This window comes from Streptomyces lucensis JCM 4490, assembly GCF_014650035.1.
Lineage (GTDB): Bacteria > Actinomycetota > Actinomycetes > Streptomycetales > Streptomycetaceae > Streptomyces > Streptomyces lucensis.
Map to the genome: position 1 here is coordinate 114,903 of NZ_BMUE01000007.1, position 13,927 is coordinate 128,829.

At 70.0% G+C, this 13,927-nt stretch carries 16 protein-coding genes; 7 read left to right on the plus strand and 9 right to left on the minus strand.

Annotated elements, in window-relative coordinates:
* Positions 1-209 precede the first annotated feature (209 nt).
* Entirely contained in the window at positions 210-758 is a 549-nt protein-coding gene (locus tag IE177_RS17695; protein WP_229816094.1) for a hypothetical protein, read from the plus strand.
* Positions 759-868: 110 nt separating this feature from the next.
* A complete protein-coding gene (locus IE177_RS34870; protein WP_229816095.1) occupies positions 869-1,846 on the plus strand; it encodes a hypothetical protein in 978 nt (325 codons plus the stop codon).
* On the opposite strand, the gene IE177_RS17705 is transcribed toward IE177_RS34870, so the two are convergent.
* A complete protein-coding gene (locus IE177_RS17705; protein ID WP_190016326.1) occupies positions 1,818-2,177 on the minus strand; it encodes a gas vesicle structural protein GvpA in 360 nt (119 codons plus the stop codon). The genes IE177_RS34870 and IE177_RS17705 overlap by 29 nt on opposite strands.
* A gap of 254 nt (positions 2,178-2,431) precedes the next feature.
* Between IE177_RS17705 and IE177_RS17710 the strand changes: the two genes are divergently transcribed.
* Complete coding sequence (locus IE177_RS17710; protein WP_190016327.1) at positions 2,432-2,860, plus strand: VOC family protein; 429 nt, start codon at positions 2,432-2,434, stop codon at positions 2,858-2,860.
* A 162-nt stretch (positions 2,861-3,022) separates the two neighbouring features.
* On the opposite strand, the gene IE177_RS17715 is transcribed toward IE177_RS17710, so the two are convergent.
* The gene (locus IE177_RS17715) at positions 3,023-4,243 is read right to left on the minus strand and encodes a Cmx/CmrA family chloramphenicol efflux MFS transporter (protein WP_190016328.1); all 1,221 of its coding nucleotides are present in this window, start codon (positions 4,241-4,243) and stop codon (positions 3,023-3,025) included.
* A gap of 241 nt (positions 4,244-4,484) precedes the next feature.
* Between IE177_RS17715 and IE177_RS17720 the strand changes: the two genes are divergently transcribed.
* On the plus strand, positions 4,485-5,252 hold the full coding sequence (locus tag IE177_RS17720) for a transposase (RefSeq protein ID WP_190016549.1): 768 nt from the start codon (positions 4,485-4,487) through the stop codon (positions 5,250-5,252).
* A gap of 24 nt (positions 5,253-5,276) precedes the next feature.
* Here the strand turns inward: IE177_RS17720 and IE177_RS35415 are convergent, their stop codons facing one another.
* Both IE177_RS35415 and IE177_RS35420 read right to left on the minus strand, forming a co-directional pair.
* Complete coding sequence (locus tag IE177_RS35415; RefSeq protein ID WP_268253164.1) at positions 5,277-5,411, minus strand: hypothetical protein; 135 nt, start codon at positions 5,409-5,411, stop codon at positions 5,277-5,279.
* Positions 5,412-5,479: 68 nt separating this feature from the next.
* The gene (locus IE177_RS35420; protein ID WP_268253165.1) at positions 5,480-5,614 is read right to left on the minus strand and encodes a hypothetical protein; all 135 of its coding nucleotides are present in this window, start codon (positions 5,612-5,614) and stop codon (positions 5,480-5,482) included.
* Positions 5,615-5,924: 310 nt separating this feature from the next.
* On the opposite strand from IE177_RS35420, the gene IE177_RS17725 reads away from it, so the two are divergent.
* Positions 5,925-6,215: a DUF397 domain-containing protein gene (locus IE177_RS17725; RefSeq protein ID WP_190016329.1), complete on the plus strand. Its 291-nt coding sequence runs from the start codon at positions 5,925-5,927 to the stop codon at positions 6,213-6,215.
* Here IE177_RS17725 and IE177_RS17730 read toward each other — a convergent pair.
* From IE177_RS17730 to IE177_RS17750, 5 genes are all read right to left on the minus strand, one after another.
* Positions 6,134-6,985, minus strand: a complete 852-nt coding sequence (locus tag IE177_RS17730; RefSeq protein WP_190016330.1) for a helix-turn-helix domain-containing protein — start codon at positions 6,983-6,985, stop codon at positions 6,134-6,136. The genes IE177_RS17725 and IE177_RS17730 overlap by 82 nt on opposite strands.
* Before the next feature lie 471 nt (positions 6,986-7,456).
* Positions 7,457-7,630, minus strand: a complete 174-nt coding sequence (locus IE177_RS17735) for a hypothetical protein (RefSeq protein WP_190016331.1) — start codon at positions 7,628-7,630, stop codon at positions 7,457-7,459.
* 88 nt (positions 7,631-7,718) lie between these two features.
* Positions 7,719-7,940: a hypothetical protein gene (locus tag IE177_RS34875; RefSeq protein WP_229816096.1), complete on the minus strand. Its 222-nt coding sequence runs from the start codon at positions 7,938-7,940 to the stop codon at positions 7,719-7,721.
* A gap of 469 nt (positions 7,941-8,409) precedes the next feature.
* On the minus strand, positions 8,410-9,828 hold the full coding sequence (locus tag IE177_RS17745; protein WP_190016333.1) for a DEAD/DEAH box helicase: 1,419 nt from the start codon (positions 9,826-9,828) through the stop codon (positions 8,410-8,412).
* 178 nt (positions 9,829-10,006) lie between these two features.
* Positions 10,007-10,630, minus strand: coding sequence for a TetR/AcrR family transcriptional regulator (locus IE177_RS17750; RefSeq protein WP_190016334.1), 624 nt, complete (start codon positions 10,628-10,630; stop codon positions 10,007-10,009).
* Between the two features lie 189 nt (positions 10,631-10,819).
* On the opposite strand from IE177_RS17750, the gene IE177_RS17755 reads away from it, so the two are divergent.
* Both IE177_RS17755 and IE177_RS17760 read left to right on the plus strand, forming a co-directional pair.
* On the plus strand, positions 10,820-13,024 hold the full coding sequence (locus IE177_RS17755; RefSeq protein ID WP_229816097.1) for an MMPL family transporter: 2,205 nt from the start codon (positions 10,820-10,822) through the stop codon (positions 13,022-13,024).
* A 40-nt stretch (positions 13,025-13,064) separates the two neighbouring features.
* The gene (locus tag IE177_RS17760) at positions 13,065-13,787 is read left to right on the plus strand and encodes a hypothetical protein (protein ID WP_190016335.1); all 723 of its coding nucleotides are present in this window, start codon (positions 13,065-13,067) and stop codon (positions 13,785-13,787) included.
* The last annotated feature ends 140 nt before the right edge of the window (positions 13,788-13,927 follow it).

Consider the following 13,927-nt stretch of genomic DNA (forward strand, 5'->3'; position numbering starts at 1 on the left):
CGGACGACTGGACCGTGAGCCCACGGTCTCATTCCCTTCGCGCGCTTGCGCCTCATGGGGGAGGTCCGCCGGCCCCGTGGAGGGATGTGACCACCGAAGGCGAGTGACAGCCTTCAGTCGTCGTTGTCGGCCTCACACAGGAGCCACCGCCACCTCATGCCCACCAGCACGCAGCCCCCGCCCCCGCACAGCTCTCGACCGCCCTGCTCGTGCCCCTGTGGGCCCGGCGTGCGGCGGCGGCGACCCTGTGGACGTCCCTGCCCTCCGCGCTCTGGCGCCTCGCCGTGGCGCTCGGCGTCCCGGTCGGGCTGGCACGGTCCGAGTACGACGCGATGCTCATACCCGGCTGGGGTTACCTCATCCTGCCGTTGCTCTGCGCGGTGCAGGAGGCGCTGGCCTTCCTGACGCTCGGGCTGGTGCGGCCATGGGGTGAGACATGGCCGCGGTGGCTCCCCGGCCTGGGCGGCCGCCGCATACCCGTGCGGGCTGCCGTCATACCCGCAGCGCTCGGAGCGTTCGCCTGCACGATCTACGGAGCGCTCTTCGTCTGGACGACGCTCCATGCCGACATGAAGATCACACGGTGGGGGGAGTGGGTGATGAACATCTGCTACGTCCCGATGGTGGCCTGGGGGCCGCTGCTGGCCGTCGTCACCGTGCACTACTACCGACGCCGCACGCGCAATGCTCCGGGCCGGAAGCCGGTTCCCGACCGTTCCCTCGTCCGGCAGGGGGAGACGAATCATTCCGGCGGTTGACGCCGCCCTGCCGCGGCCGGGGCGATGCTCGCGGCATGAACGCTGACGGACGGACACCGAGGGCCCCATCGGGCACATGGTTGCGGCAGTGGCCCGGTTGGGCCGGCCCGGTGGCGGTGCTCTGGTCGGCGGCGTACACCGCGTTCGGCCTTGCCTGCGCGCTGAGCGGGACGGCGCTGTTCGGGGGCAGCGGCCGGGCTTCCATCGTGTTCGACTGGGCGGGCGTGACGCTGGGCGCGTTTGCGGCTGCCGTCTGCGGGGCGGTGCTGCGGTGTGGGCCCCGGCCGCTCCTGCGGGCGCTGCTCCGGGTGGCAGGTGGACTGGCTGCCGCCGCCGCGTTCGGCTTGCTCATGGACGTGATCACGCTGGTGTTCGGCGAGGGCGTGGACAGCTGGGCGGCTGCAGCGAACCACATGCTGGCAGCCGTCGGTGCACTGCTGCTCACGGCCACCGCCGTCTCCGACCGCCATCCGCCTGGCGGGACCACGGCGCCGGCACCGTCCTGTGCCCCCGTGGGGGTCCAGCTCACCGCATGCGCTGGGACCGTGGCCTTCCTCCCGTACGCCGCGATGAAGTTGATCTGGGCATGCGGGGGCACCTTCGCCGACGTGAGCAAGGAGGAGATGCTCGCGGTCTCCGAGCGCAACGGTGCCTCGGAAATATGGCTCACCCTGGAGTCATGGGGCCTGGACGCCACCGTTTTGCTGGCCGCGCTCGGCGTCTTCCTGCTCTGGGGCCTGGTCCGCCCCTGGGGCCAGGTGTTCCCCCGCTGGTCACCGCTTATCCGAGGCCGACGCGTTCCACGCTGGCTCCCCCTGGTCCCGGCCCTGATCGGTGCTGCCACCCTCGCTCCGTACGGTGTGCTAGGGCTCGGATACTGCGCGCTGGCCACAGCGGGCGTCGTGACGATGCGGCAGGGTGACTTCCACTCCCCGGGGGACGCTCTGCTGGTCAGCTGGCCCGGCATGATCGCGTTCGCCGTCTACGGGGTGGCGCTGGCTGTCGCCGCCCGCTCGTACTGGCTTCGGACGCGTCCGATGGGTCAGGACGGCGCGGACGCTACCTGCCCTCCTCGCGTGCTTGCCTGAAGGCGTCCGAGATGGTCTCCGCGGCGCCGGACAGGGCTCCCTTGGTCTTGCCGCGGGCACCGGACTCCGTGAGCTTCCCCGTGAGCTCGGTGAGGCCGGCCGGCTTGCGCGGCCCCGATTCGAGGTCGAGGCGGTTGCACGCCTCGGCGAAGCGAAGGTAGGTGTCGACGCTCGCGACCACGATCCTTATGTCGATCTTGAGTATCTCGATCCCGACAAGGGAGACACGCACGAACGCGTCGATCACCAGCCCGCGGTCGAGAATGAGCTCCAGAACGTCGTAGAGCCCACTGGAACCGCCACCGCCGCCCCGTTGAGTCGCCACGGTCATCGCGACCAACCCCTCGTCATCCGTTCCGGCCGGGTCACGTCCGCAGAACCCGCAGGCAGCGCGTGGGTCCTTCCCGCTGCCTGCCGCTGCTGCGACGCAGGCTTACCGCCTGCGGATGCCCCCACCACCTGTGACGAAACCCGGGTACCGGGTCGGCGTGGCAGGTCGCTCGGTCGCCGCCCCCGACGTGATGGCCGAGCCGGGGGCCCCGTGCTCCTCGAATGAGCGCGAAGTCCCCTTGGTATGGTGCGCCGATGTCAGCGATCAGACAGTTCCAGGTCACCTTCGACTGCGCGGAACCCGAGCGCCTCGCTCGCTTCTGGTGCGAGGTGCTGGGGTACGTCGTGCCGCCGCCACCGGACGGGTTCGCCACGTGGGGGGATTACAAGCGCTCTCAGCCACCCGAGCAGCGGGATTCGTGGTTCGCCTGCACTGATCCCTCAGATGTGGGCCCGCGACTGTACTTCCAGCGCGTCCCCGAGGGCAAGGCCGCCAAGAACCGGCTGCATCTTGACGTGCGGGTCGGCACCGGACTCGTGGGTGAGGAACGCCTCGCCGCCCTGGAGGCCGAATGCGCCCGGCTGGTCCCGCTCGGCGCGGTGCACGTGCGAACGCTGTACGACGGCAATGACGCGTGCATCCCGATGCTGGACATCGAGGGCAACGAGTTCTGTCTCGACTGATCCCAGCCGAGGAGGCCTCGACGCGGCAGAACCCGGCCTCCGCCTGCTCGTCGCCTGAACCAGTCGTGCGGCAGAGCGACAACACGGAACGGAGGTTCACGTCCGAGGGGCACGCCGGGGCGATCGAGCGACCAGGACCGCGGGAAGCGCCCGGCCGTGCGCTCAGGCGCGGACGGGCTCCGCTGCGGAGTCCGCGGCCGGTGCCACGGAGGCGACCACCCGGGTCGGACGCGGTGGCGTGCGGCGGTCCAGGCGCATCGCGACCGCGGCGAGGGCGATCGCGGTGACGGTCATGGCGGCGCCCGCCCAGGCGGTGGCGGAGAAGCCCAGGCCCGCGTCGATGACGGTGCCGCCCAGCCACGGGCCCCCGGTGTTGCCGAGGTTGAAGGCGGCCGTGGTGGTGGCTCCGGCCAGGGTGGGAGCGGCGCCGGCCACGTTGAACATGCGGGCGTTGAGGGCGGGGGCGGTGAAGAAGGCGGAGACGCCGAGCAGGAAGGACAGGGTGACCGCCACGGTCGCCGCGCCGGCCAGCAGGGCGAGGACCGTCAGGAAGACCGTCGAGGCGGTGATGCCCCAGATCATCACGCCGAACAGGTGCGCGTCGGCGACCCGGCCGCCGATGGTGGTACCGATGAGCGCGCCGACGCCGAAGAGGCCGAGGACCCACGGGACCCACTTCGAGTCCAGTCCGGCCACGTCCGTGAGCAGCGGCGACAGGTAGCTGAAGGCGCAGAAGACGCCGCCGGCACCCAGCGCCGTGATGGCGATGGCGAGCCACACCTGACGGTCGCCGTAGATGCGCAGCTCGCGGCCGAGCGTCGGCCGTTCGGCGGGCAGCGGGATCCGGGGGATCCGCGCCAGAATGCCGACGAGGGCGACTGCGGAGGCCGCGCCGACCGACCAGAACGCGGAACGCCAGCCCAGGTGCTCGCCGAGGAACGCACCGGCCGGCACGCCGAGGACATTGGCGATGGACAGCCCGCCGATCATGACAGCCATCGCGCGGGCCCGCTGGTTCTTGTCGACCATGGCGACGGCGACGGCCGCGCCGACCGCCCAGAAGCCGGCGCACGCGAGGGCCGAGACGATACGAGAGGCGAAGAGCAACTCGTAGGAGGGGGCGAGCGCGCCCGCGACCTGCCCGAGGCCGAAGAGGCTGATCAGCGCGATCAGGGTGGCGCGGCGCGGCAGCCGCAGGGTGCCCACGGCCAGCAGTGGTGCCCCGACGACCATGCCGATCGCGAAGGCCGAGATGAGCAGGCCCGCCCGCGGGATGCTGACGTCCATGTCCTCGGCGATGGACCCCAGCAGTCCGGAGAGCATGAACTCGCTGGTGCCGAGCGCGAAGACGGACAGGCCGAGGATGTAGACGGCTACGGGCATGCGGGGTCGTGTGGCATCTGCAGGCATGACATTCACCAACCCGCGTGGACACGATCACATTCCCCATCTCACCGCTTCTGAGCGGCAGGCCGTCCCGGCTCACCTGCCGGGACGGCTCGAATCCCGCGACGGGACCGAGACGCCGTGATCCCCCCCGGATCAGTGGCAACCACCCGGCCGAACGCCGAACCGCCTAGAGGTTGTCCCGTAACCGGTGGGGCGGTTGGTGCGTTGGCTGGTCATGGGTGGGGTGATCTCAGCAGATGATCCGAAGTGGATCGAGCCGTTTTCCGGGCTGACCGAGGTGCAGTTCGCCAGGCTGGTGGCGTTGGTTCGGCGTCGTGGAGGTGACGTTCAGCGCGGCCGTCCCTGGCGGCTGTCGTTGGAGGACCGGGTGTTGCTGGTGGCGACGTACTGGCGCACGAACCTCACGTTGCGGCAGGTGGCGCCATTGTTCGGGGTCTCGAAGTCGGCGGCCGACCGCATCCTCGACCACCTCGCACCTCTGCTGGCCCTCTCGCCGGCCCGTCGGCCGCGCAAGGACACCGTCTACATCGTGGACGGCACCCTTGTGCCCACCCGCGACCGCAGCATCGCCGCCTCGAGCAAGAACTACCGGTACTCGACCAACCTTCAGGTCGTCATTGACGCCAACAGCCGCCTGGTCGTGGCGATCGGCCTGCCGCTGCCCGGCAGCCGCAACGACTGCCGGGCGTTCACCGAATCCGGCGTCGACCGGGCCTGCCGCGGCACCCCGACCATCGCCGACGGCGGCTACCAGGGCACCGGCCTGCTCATCCCGCACCGCAAACGACGAGGTCAGACCCACCTCAGCCCACAACAGGAAGCGGAGAACGCCGTCCACCGCCGGGCGCGAGCACGCGTGGAACACGCCCTGTCGCGGCTGAAGAACTGGAAGATCCTGCGGGACTGCAGACTCAAGGGCAACGGCGTTCACCAAGCCATGCTCGGCATCGCCCGGCTCCACAACCTGGCCCTCACCGGATAACTCACACCCCATACGGGACAACCTCTAGCGGAACTCGTCATGGATTCTGAGGACGAACAGGGTGACCGCCACGAAGGTGCCGCCGGCCCATTTGACGATGTCCAGGGTCTCCGCGTTCAGCGTGGTGGCGATGAGAGCTGCCGCGAGCGCACCCACCATGCCCGCGAGAAGGGCGATGACAACCAGCCACGCGCGGTGAGGCGGTGCTACCGAAGGGGGAGGGGATGTCATGAGGCCCCGTCCCACTGAGCGGTGACGGCACCGCTGATGCGCTGCTCGACCACTGGCGTGGCAGGGGTGAGCAGAAAGATCACCCCGTCGGTCCTCTGGCCGTCGTCGTAGATCGGGCTAGTATCTGCCATGAGGCTTCCTTCCTCCGTTCACTTGGGGGAGATGCTTCGCACCGGAGGAGTTTTCGGCCTCAAGCTGTGCCGGCTGGTCCGAAAACTCCTCCTTCTCTTGCGTCACGACGAGGACTCGCCCATCTAGGACCAGGAAAGTCCTTGCCCGTCACTGCGCCGGGCATGGCGCTCAGTTCTCGCGCCGAGCAAGCCCCTCCTGCCGTCGTCGGACAGTGGCGATTGTGCGCCTTGGCAGCCGATCCGCCCGACGGCATACTGCCGGAGCAAGACTGAGCGCGCCAAGGCGCGGGGGCGGTCGGTTGGGGGAGCGGTGACCTTTTTCGATCCGGTACGAACCTGGCGCAGGAGTTCCGTCTGCGAGGCTACCGATTGCGTGGAAGTCAGCCTGTGCGCCGATCGCATCGTCGTCCGGGACTCGAAACTCCCCGAAGGCTCATCACTTACCATCGCTCTCCCTGGTTGGCGATCGTTCATCTCGGCGATCAAGCGCGAGCGGGTGGGTATGTCCGAGAAATCAATTCACGTTGCGACAGGAGTCACCTCCCACTCCGTGATCGGTTTCGCGCACGTGTTCTCGACCTCCCAGAACGCCTCCAAGTAGTCCTCGATGCTGCGCTGAACTCCGACGGTGGCCTTGTCACGGAGGATGACGCTGCCGTCGGGATTCTCCAGATACACCACAGGACCCTGCCCCGTGCTGGGAAACTCGAAGATCACGTAAGGTGAGCGCAGCAGCGGATACAGCCCGACGCCGAACGGCACGACACCGATGCGTACATGCGGAAGCCGGCTCAACTCCCCGAGGTGTTCCAGCTGCGCGCGCATGACGGCCGGGGAGCCGACTACGCGCCTCAGGGCCGCTTCGTCGATCAGGAAGCGGAGCTCCGTCCCCTTGGAAGGCTGCAGCATCCGCTCCTGACGCCGCATCCGCAGTTCGAGGAGGTCTTCCTTCTCCGGCACGACGGAACGGGCGAGGACGGCGCGGGCGTACTCCTCTGTCTGCAGCAGCCCTGGGATGAACAAGATCTCGAAGTTGCGCACGATCGACGCGGACGCCTCGTAACCGAGGTAGGACTTGAAGCCCTCCGAGAGGAGCTGTCGATATTCCTGCCACCAGGGCTGACGCCGGGCCTCCTGGGCGCTGGCGAGCAACTCGGCGCCCGCCTCCTCGGAAACCCCGTAGAAATCGATCAATGCCCGCAGATCAGTGACGGAGATCTTCGTACGGCCCGACTCCAGACGCATCACCTTGGACAGGGACCAGACCATCTCCTCAGCCACCTCAGGCTGCGAGTACCCCGCCTCTTTGCGTGCTGCCCGCAACTGGGCACTCAGACGCTTACGAAGGTACATCGGATCGGCGTCGAGCATGAACATCTCCTCAAGATGCCTGGAGTCGATGCGCAGCCAAGCTTTCTGACTCTGTGTAAGGCGGCAGGAGTCGTTAGGCTACGCGGACTTTTGCTACCTGTCACTATGCTCCCTCGACCGTTCATCGCGGGCCTGATCCGGACGGGACGAGAGAGTGACACCAGAGAAAAAACGAAACTTCCCAGGAGTTCTCTGGTGGCTCACGGGTAACGGATTCACTCATTCGAGGGAATGGCTCGACAGAAGGTCATCTCGACTGTGTGGGTCCAGGGAGTACCGAACCTGTGGTTCCTGCAAGACGATTGGCCCTCCAAGCGTTACGAGAGGGCCGCGCATGGGAAGAAGACGTGTCTCCTGGGCCGTGAGCAGGACTGTCGCGGCCGTTGTCGCTGCAGCGGCCGCGACAGGCGTGTCGGCATGCTCCGGCAGGTCGCAAGTCGAGTGCTCCGGTGGCGCGTACGAAGCAGAGTGTCATCCCGTGTACTGGCCGCCCTCGCGGAGCACGGATTCCGCGACGGCGTCGCAGCCGGCTGTGCCGACCCCGACCGGCCCCTGTCCGACGGACTGGAGTGAGGTCTGGAAGCGGGTGCGCGCCAAGACCTGGGACCCGGCCTGTCCGGTCCCCAGCCCGCTGACATCCGCCATACCGTCCATCCTGCCGACCTCCGAGGGCCGGGCCGGTCCCGGGCATCCCCGGATTCACGGCTCCTGAACAGGTCATCTCGCTGAACGGTCAGTGGCCGCCGCTCGGTGGCTGGCAGTCGGTGCCGTCGGGGTAACCGCCGAAAGCGTCCGCTTCGGTTGAGCCAGTGGTCATCGTGCCCTCCACACACCAGGGAGAGGCGCCGATGTCGATGAGGAAGCCGACCCCGGCGGATCCGTCCTGGTAGGCCTGCACCTTCCCGGCCGAGTAGCCGAGGCCGGTGAGTGCCCGGCGGACGTCGTCCGGGGCCAAGTCACCGCGCCGGCGCAGTGGTTCGAGTGCACTCTTGACACGTCCGACGGCGGTGAGTCCGTCACACCGGCTCTGGCCGTGCAGTGGGATGGGAACTCTGAAGCCGTGGTTCTCCGCGTAGTGGTCGGTCGGCGGCACGGTCGAGCCGGGGGTGGTGGTGGCCGTGGGTGCCTTCGGCTCAGGACTCTCACCGGGACAGGTGAAGTCCGCTCGTGTACTCGACGGCGATGTGCCGGTCGGCGTTGGACGCGAACGCCCGTACGCGCCGGCGGTATCGCCTGACCGCTGCGTTCCGCACCCCGCCGTCAGCAGGACCGTCACCGCCAACGGCAGCATCCCGAGCCAGGCCCTCGTCCTTCTTGGCATAGTCATCCCGCGATCTTGCTACGCGGCTGGAGGGGCGTCATGAGTACTTCTACTCATTACCCGGCACACCCGCGTCCCGCTCCGGGAGGCTCTTCCGGCGGCGTCAGAGTCCTTTGCGTACCCGGGCCGCCGAGCGGGCTTCCGCCGTCCTGCGAGCCTCGGCGGCTCTGCGGGACTCCTTCGCGGGGCGCCCCGGACGGGTGCCGAGGCCGCGGAAGGGGGCGTTGCCGCTGCTGGTCCTCGCCCCGGCCGGGGGGCGCCTCGCCCCGGTGAGGGCGGTCAGCCTCTCCTCGCCGGAGCGGACCGGGGTGACGGTCGGCCGGATCCTGGCGTCGGACATCAACCGGTTCACATCACGGCGCTGATTGGGGGTGACCAGGGTCACCACCTTCCCGGACTCCCCGGCGCGCGCCGTGCGGCCGCCACGGTGCAGGTAGTCCTTGGCGTCGGCCGGCGGGTCGACATTGACGACGAGGTCGAGCGCGTCGATGTGAATGCCCCGCGCCGCGACGTTGGTGGCGACCAGGACGGTGATCTCACCGTCCTTGAACCTGGCGAGCGTGTGCGTGCGCTGTGGCTGCGACTTCCCGCTGTGCAGGGCGGCAGCCCGAACACCGCTGGCCCGCAGGTGACGAGTGAACTGGTCCACGCCGGCCTTGGTGTCCAGGAACATCAGCACCCGGCCGTCCCGTGCGGCTATCTCCGTGGCGGTCGCGTACTTGTCGGCGGAGTGGACGACCAGTACGTGGTGTTCCATCGTGGTGACCGAGCCCGCCACCTGGTCGACCGAGACGAGCACCGGGTCGTGGAGGTGGCTCCGCACCAACTGGTCGACGTCGCGGTCGAGGGTGGCCGAGAACAGCAGTCGCTGCCCGTCGGGGCGGACCTGGTCCAGGATCTCCGAGACCTGTGGCAGGAATCCGAGGTCGCACATCTGGTCCGCCTCGTCGAGCACCGTGATCCGCACCTGGTTCAGGTGACAGTCCCGGCGTGACACCAGGTCGGCCAGGCGCCCCGGCGTCGCGACCACCACATCGGCACCGGCCCGCAGCAGCGCCGACTGCCGGTTGATCGACACCCCGCCGACCACCGTCGCCAGTCGCACGTTCAGGGCCTGCGCGTACGGCTCCAGCGCCTCGCTCACCTGCTGCGCGAGTTCCCGGGTCGGCACCAGCACCAGCGCGAGCGGCCGCTTCGACTCCGCTCGCAGGCCCGCCGACCGAACAAGCAGCGCAAGTCCAAAAGCCAGTGTCTTGCCCGAGCCCGTCCGCGCGCGACCGAGGACGTCGCGGCCCGCCAGCGCGCTGGGCAAGGTCGCCGCCTGGACCGGGAAGGGCTCCTCCACTCCCAGACCGGTCATCGTCCTCAGCAACTCCGGTGGCAGCCCGAGCGTTTCGAAGGACTCGGCCGGCGGCAGGCCCGGGGTCACGGCCTGGGGCATCGACAGCTCGCCCGGCAGCGCTGCTGCCCGCTGCGGCTTGCCGGCACGGGAGGGGCCGGGGAGCGGCGGCTTCGCGTTCATGGGGAACCTTCCTCGATCTGGCGCCCGGAACGCGCCGGGGCCCGTACCTGTCGGTACGGGCCCCGGCGGTGTCGAAGCGTGCGCCTACTCTACCGCGCGTTCGGACGCCCGCCGGCCCCGCCGGCGCGGTACCGGACAACGCCCGAAGGGCGTGTTTCAGGCGTGCGGCTCCCGATCTTCAGCTCTGTTCGGAGGAGCCGATGGCGCGCAGTATCCCGAAGGCCCGCAGCAGGGGCGCCGGGCCGGTGTCCGTGAGGCCGGACGCCCGGCGCGCCCTGCGGGTGCGCAGTACGGCGCGCACCGCGGACAGGGCGGCGCACGCGATCACCGCGGCCGTGAGGTCGGCGTCCGGCGTGCCCGGCGGCAGTCTGCGCTCGACCAGGACGGCGAGCCGCTCCTCGAAGTCGGAGAAGGCCTGGACGAGCCGGGCCGTGACCACGTTCTCGATGCCCTGGACCGGATGGCTGAGGGCGGTCAGGGTGGAGGCGGCGAACGGCTCGGCCGCCTCCAGCAGGGCGTTGCACACCGCGTCCAAAGGCTCCTCGTCCGCCGGACGCCGGGCAAGGGCGTTCTCGACGTAGGCGAAGATCTCGACGCCGTCCGGCAGCAGCAGCGCCTCCTTGCTCTCGAAGTAGCGGAAGAAGGTGCGCACGGAGACGTTCGCGTATGCGGCGATGTCCGCGACCGTGGTGGCCTCGAAGCCGCGTTCCTTGAACAGTCGCGCGGCTCCTTCCAGCAGTCGGTGCCGCGTCTCCTCCTTCTTGCGCTCGCGGAGTCCGGCGGCGGCGATCTCACTCGGCATGGTCCGAAGCCTCCCGCCCCGCTGTCACGACTGTCAATCGGCACACCTGCCGGCCGACGGCCGCCCGCCCCCGGGTGCGCACGCCTGCGCAGGAGCCACCGGAAAAAACGTCACGCCTGCCAATTGTCATAAGTGCCACTTGTCTCTAGGGTCAGTGTCACTCGTGACACTTTTTTCTTGGAGGAGACGGTGGCCCGATCTCTGCAGCACCCACCCGCCTCGAAGGGGGCGGACAAGGCTGCCCGTCCGGCGACGGAGCCCGCGGCGGACCGCCGCGGACTCGGCCGCCTCGGCGGCTTCTGCGCCCGGCACCCCGCAGTGGTGATCGCCGTCTGGCTGCTGGCCCTCCTCGCCGCCCTGGCCGGACGGCACCTGGCCGCGCCCACCTTCAGCGATCAGGTCAGCCTGCCCGGCAGCGACTCCCGTGCCGGCGCCGATCTCCTCGCCGTCTCGATGCCCGAGGCCGGCAGGCCGGGCGGCAAGGTCGTGTTCCACAGCGGCTCGGGCGCCGTGGCCGACCAGCGGCCCGCGCTCGAGCGGACCTTGGCCGACCTCCGCGACCTGCCGCACGTCACTGCCGTCTCCTCGCCCGTCACCAGCGGCGACGGACGTACCGCGTACACGGCCGTCTCCTTCGACGAGCAACTGAGAAACCTCGGCCACGGCTATACCGGGCGGCTGGACGAGGCGACCCGTCCCGCCCGGGCGGCGGGGCTCGATGTCGCCTACGGCGGCGACCTGGATCAGGTGGTCCGTGCCCCGGCCGACGACGAGCTGAGCGAGGGCGTGGGCGTCCTCACCGCCCTCGTCATCCTGCTGCTGGCCTTCGGCAGTGTCCTCGCCGCGCTGCTGCCGCTGATCACCGCGCTGATCGGCGTAGGGGCCGGCCTCGGCATCGTGGGCATCGTGGCCGCGACGCTCTCCTTCGCGACCTCGGCCACCACCCTTGCCGGCATGATCGGCCTCGGCGTCGGCATCGACTACGCCCTGTTCCTGACGACGCGATACCGCCAGGACCTCATCGACGGGCGGGACCCGGCCGAGGCCGCGGCCCGCACCGCGCACACCACCGGACGCGCCGTCCTCGTCGCCGCTTTGACCGTGGCCGTCGCCATGCTCAGCCTCTACGCCTGCGGGCTGACCTTCATCGGCCGGATCGGCCTCGCGGCCACCCTGGCCGTCGTCGTCACCGCCGCTGCCGCCCTCACCCTCGTACCGGCGGCCCTGGGACTGGTGGGCAGGCGCATCGACCGGTTCCGGCTGCGCCGCCCGGTCGCCGAGGGCACGGCGGCCGCCGGCGGCCGGAACCGCTACGCGGACCTCGTCGCCCGGCGCCCTTGGACGTTCCTCGCCGTCGGCGTCGCCGTTCTCGGCGTGTGCTCCCTGCCGCTCCTGTCGATACGCCTCGGCCACGTCGACGCCGGCGCCGACCGACCCGGCAGCAGCACCCGCACCGCCTACGACTGGATCAAGCACGCCGACGGGAAGGGCTTCGGAGCGGGGGCGAACGGCCCGATCGTCGCCGTCGTCGACGTGAGCGGGGTGAAGACGGACGTCGGCCGGATCACGGGCGACGTGACCACGGCCCTGGGAAACACCCACGGCGTGGCCGCCTTCACCCCCGTGAAGGCGAGCGCCGACGGGAGAATCCTCGTCACGACGCTCACCCCGACCACCGGCCCGCAGGACGCCGCCACCGGCGACCTGCTCACCACCCTCTCCGGGCGCACACTGCCGAAGGCCCTGCACGGCACAGGTGCCAAGGCCCATCTCACCGGCACCGTGGCCGGGCAGGCCGACTTCCGGGACACGGTCGGCGGACGGCTGCCCATCGTCATCGGCATCGTCCTGGTCCTCGCCTTCCTGCTGCTCATGACGGTCTTCCGCAGCCTGGTGATCCCGCTCAAGGCCGTCGTGCTCAACCTGTGCACCACGGCCGCGTCCTACGGCGTGCTCGTCGCGGTCTTCCAGTGGGGGTGGGGCGATTCGCTGCTGGGGCTGTCGGAGCCGGTACCCATCGAGTCGTACGTGCCGATGATGATGTTCGCGATCGTCTTCGGGCTGTCCATGGACTACGAGATCTTCCTGCTGTCCCGGATCACCGAGGCCTGGCACCGCACCGGCGACAACCGGCTCGCCGTGGGGGAGGGGCTGTCCGCGACGGCACGCGTGATCTCCGCTGCCGCGTTCATCATGACCGCGGTGTTCCTGTCCTTCACCGGCTCGCCGACCGTGGTCGTGAAGATGCTCGCCCTGGGGCTGGCGATCAGCGTGATCGTCGACGCCACGGTGGTCCGCCTGGTCCTGGTGCCGTCCGCCATGTTCCTCATGGGCCGGGCGAACTGGTGGATGCCCCGTCGGCTCGACCGGCTTCTCCCGCGCCTGCAGGCCTGACCGCCCGACCGTCCGTCGACCGATCCGGAGCAGTGACGACGTGAGACCGAACTTCCGTGGAAAGCCCCGCCTCGTCCTGGCCGCCATCGCCGCGACCCTGACCCTGCTCACCAGCGCGGCCGACCTCCTGGTCGAGCACCGTACCGAGGAGCGGGTCGTCGCACAGGCTGAGCGCGGACTGAGGCCGGACGGCCCGGTGCGCGCCGATCTCACCACGCCCCTCGCGGGCCTGCGCACTCTGGGAGGGCAGGTCGGAGACGTCACGGTGAGCGCGGAGGGCGCACACATCCGGCACGCCGTGCTGGATGTGACCGTCCGCCTGAAGGACGTCACGACGAACGGCGCCAGCGCCGGCGGCACCGCGACCGCCATCGCGGGATACGACCAGGTGACCCGGCGCCTGGGCGCGACGGACGGCGGCCTGACCGTCGCCGGCCGGGACGGCGACATGATCCTCTCCGGGAGCGTCGGCCGACTGGGCCTGCCGGTCACCGTGCGGGCGACCCTGTCCACGACAGCACAGACCCTCACCATCACGCCCAGCACGGTGACCGTCCTCGGCCGGAGCACGGCCGTCGACGACCTCGCCGGGCTGCCGGCCGCCTCTGGACTGCGCGACGAGCTGAAACCCAGGACCGTGGCCCTCACCGCACTGCCCCACGGCGTCGCGCTCACGTCGGCGCACGCGGCCGACGACGGCCTCCTCCTCGGCTTCTCCATCGCGGCCGGGCCGACACCGAGAGCCGGACGGAAAGCCGCCTGACCGTACGAGCGGCGGCCGCCCTAGGACGCCCCACGGGCGTTCGCCGCTGACACGGCCGGCGGAGAACCCGGGCCGCACCGCAGGGCCCTTGAGCGACAGCGGGTGGCTGTGAAATGGGGGAAGGCACAGAAGGTCATCTC

Bases quoted from the DNA above. Each gene is read 5' to 3' on its own strand.
- IE177_RS17705 (WP_190016326.1), bottom strand. From the start codon at position 2,177: ATGACCGTGGCGACTCAACGGGGCGGCGGTGGCGGTTCCAGTGGGCTC.
- IE177_RS17710 (WP_190016327.1), top strand. From the start codon at position 2,432: ATGTCAGCGATCAGACAGTTCCAGGTCACCTTCGACTGCGCGGAACCC.
- IE177_RS17715 (WP_190016328.1), bottom strand. From the start codon at position 4,243: ATGCCCGTAGCCGTCTACATCCTCGGCCTGTCCGTCTTCGCGCTCGGC.
- IE177_RS17720 (WP_190016549.1), top strand. From the start codon at position 4,485: ATGGGTGGGGTGATCTCAGCAGATGATCCGAAGTGGATCGAGCCGTTT.
- IE177_RS35415 (WP_268253164.1), bottom strand. From the start codon at position 5,411: ATGGTGGGTGCGCTCGCGGCAGCTCTCATCGCCACCACGCTGAACGCG.
- IE177_RS35420 (WP_268253165.1), bottom strand. From the start codon at position 5,614: ATGGCAGATACTAGCCCGATCTACGACGACGGCCAGAGGACCGACGGG.
- IE177_RS17730 (WP_190016330.1), bottom strand. From the start codon at position 6,985: ATGCTCGACGCCGATCCGATGTACCTTCGTAAGCGTCTGAGTGCCCAG.
- IE177_RS17735 (WP_190016331.1), bottom strand. From the start codon at position 7,630: ATGGCGGATGTCAGCGGGCTGGGGACCGGACAGGCCGGGTCCCAGGTC.
- IE177_RS17745 (WP_190016333.1), bottom strand. From the start codon at position 9,828: ATGAACGCGAAGCCGCCGCTCCCCGGCCCCTCCCGTGCCGGCAAGCCG.
- IE177_RS17750 (WP_190016334.1), bottom strand. From the start codon at position 10,630: ATGCCGAGTGAGATCGCCGCCGCCGGACTCCGCGAGCGCAAGAAGGAG.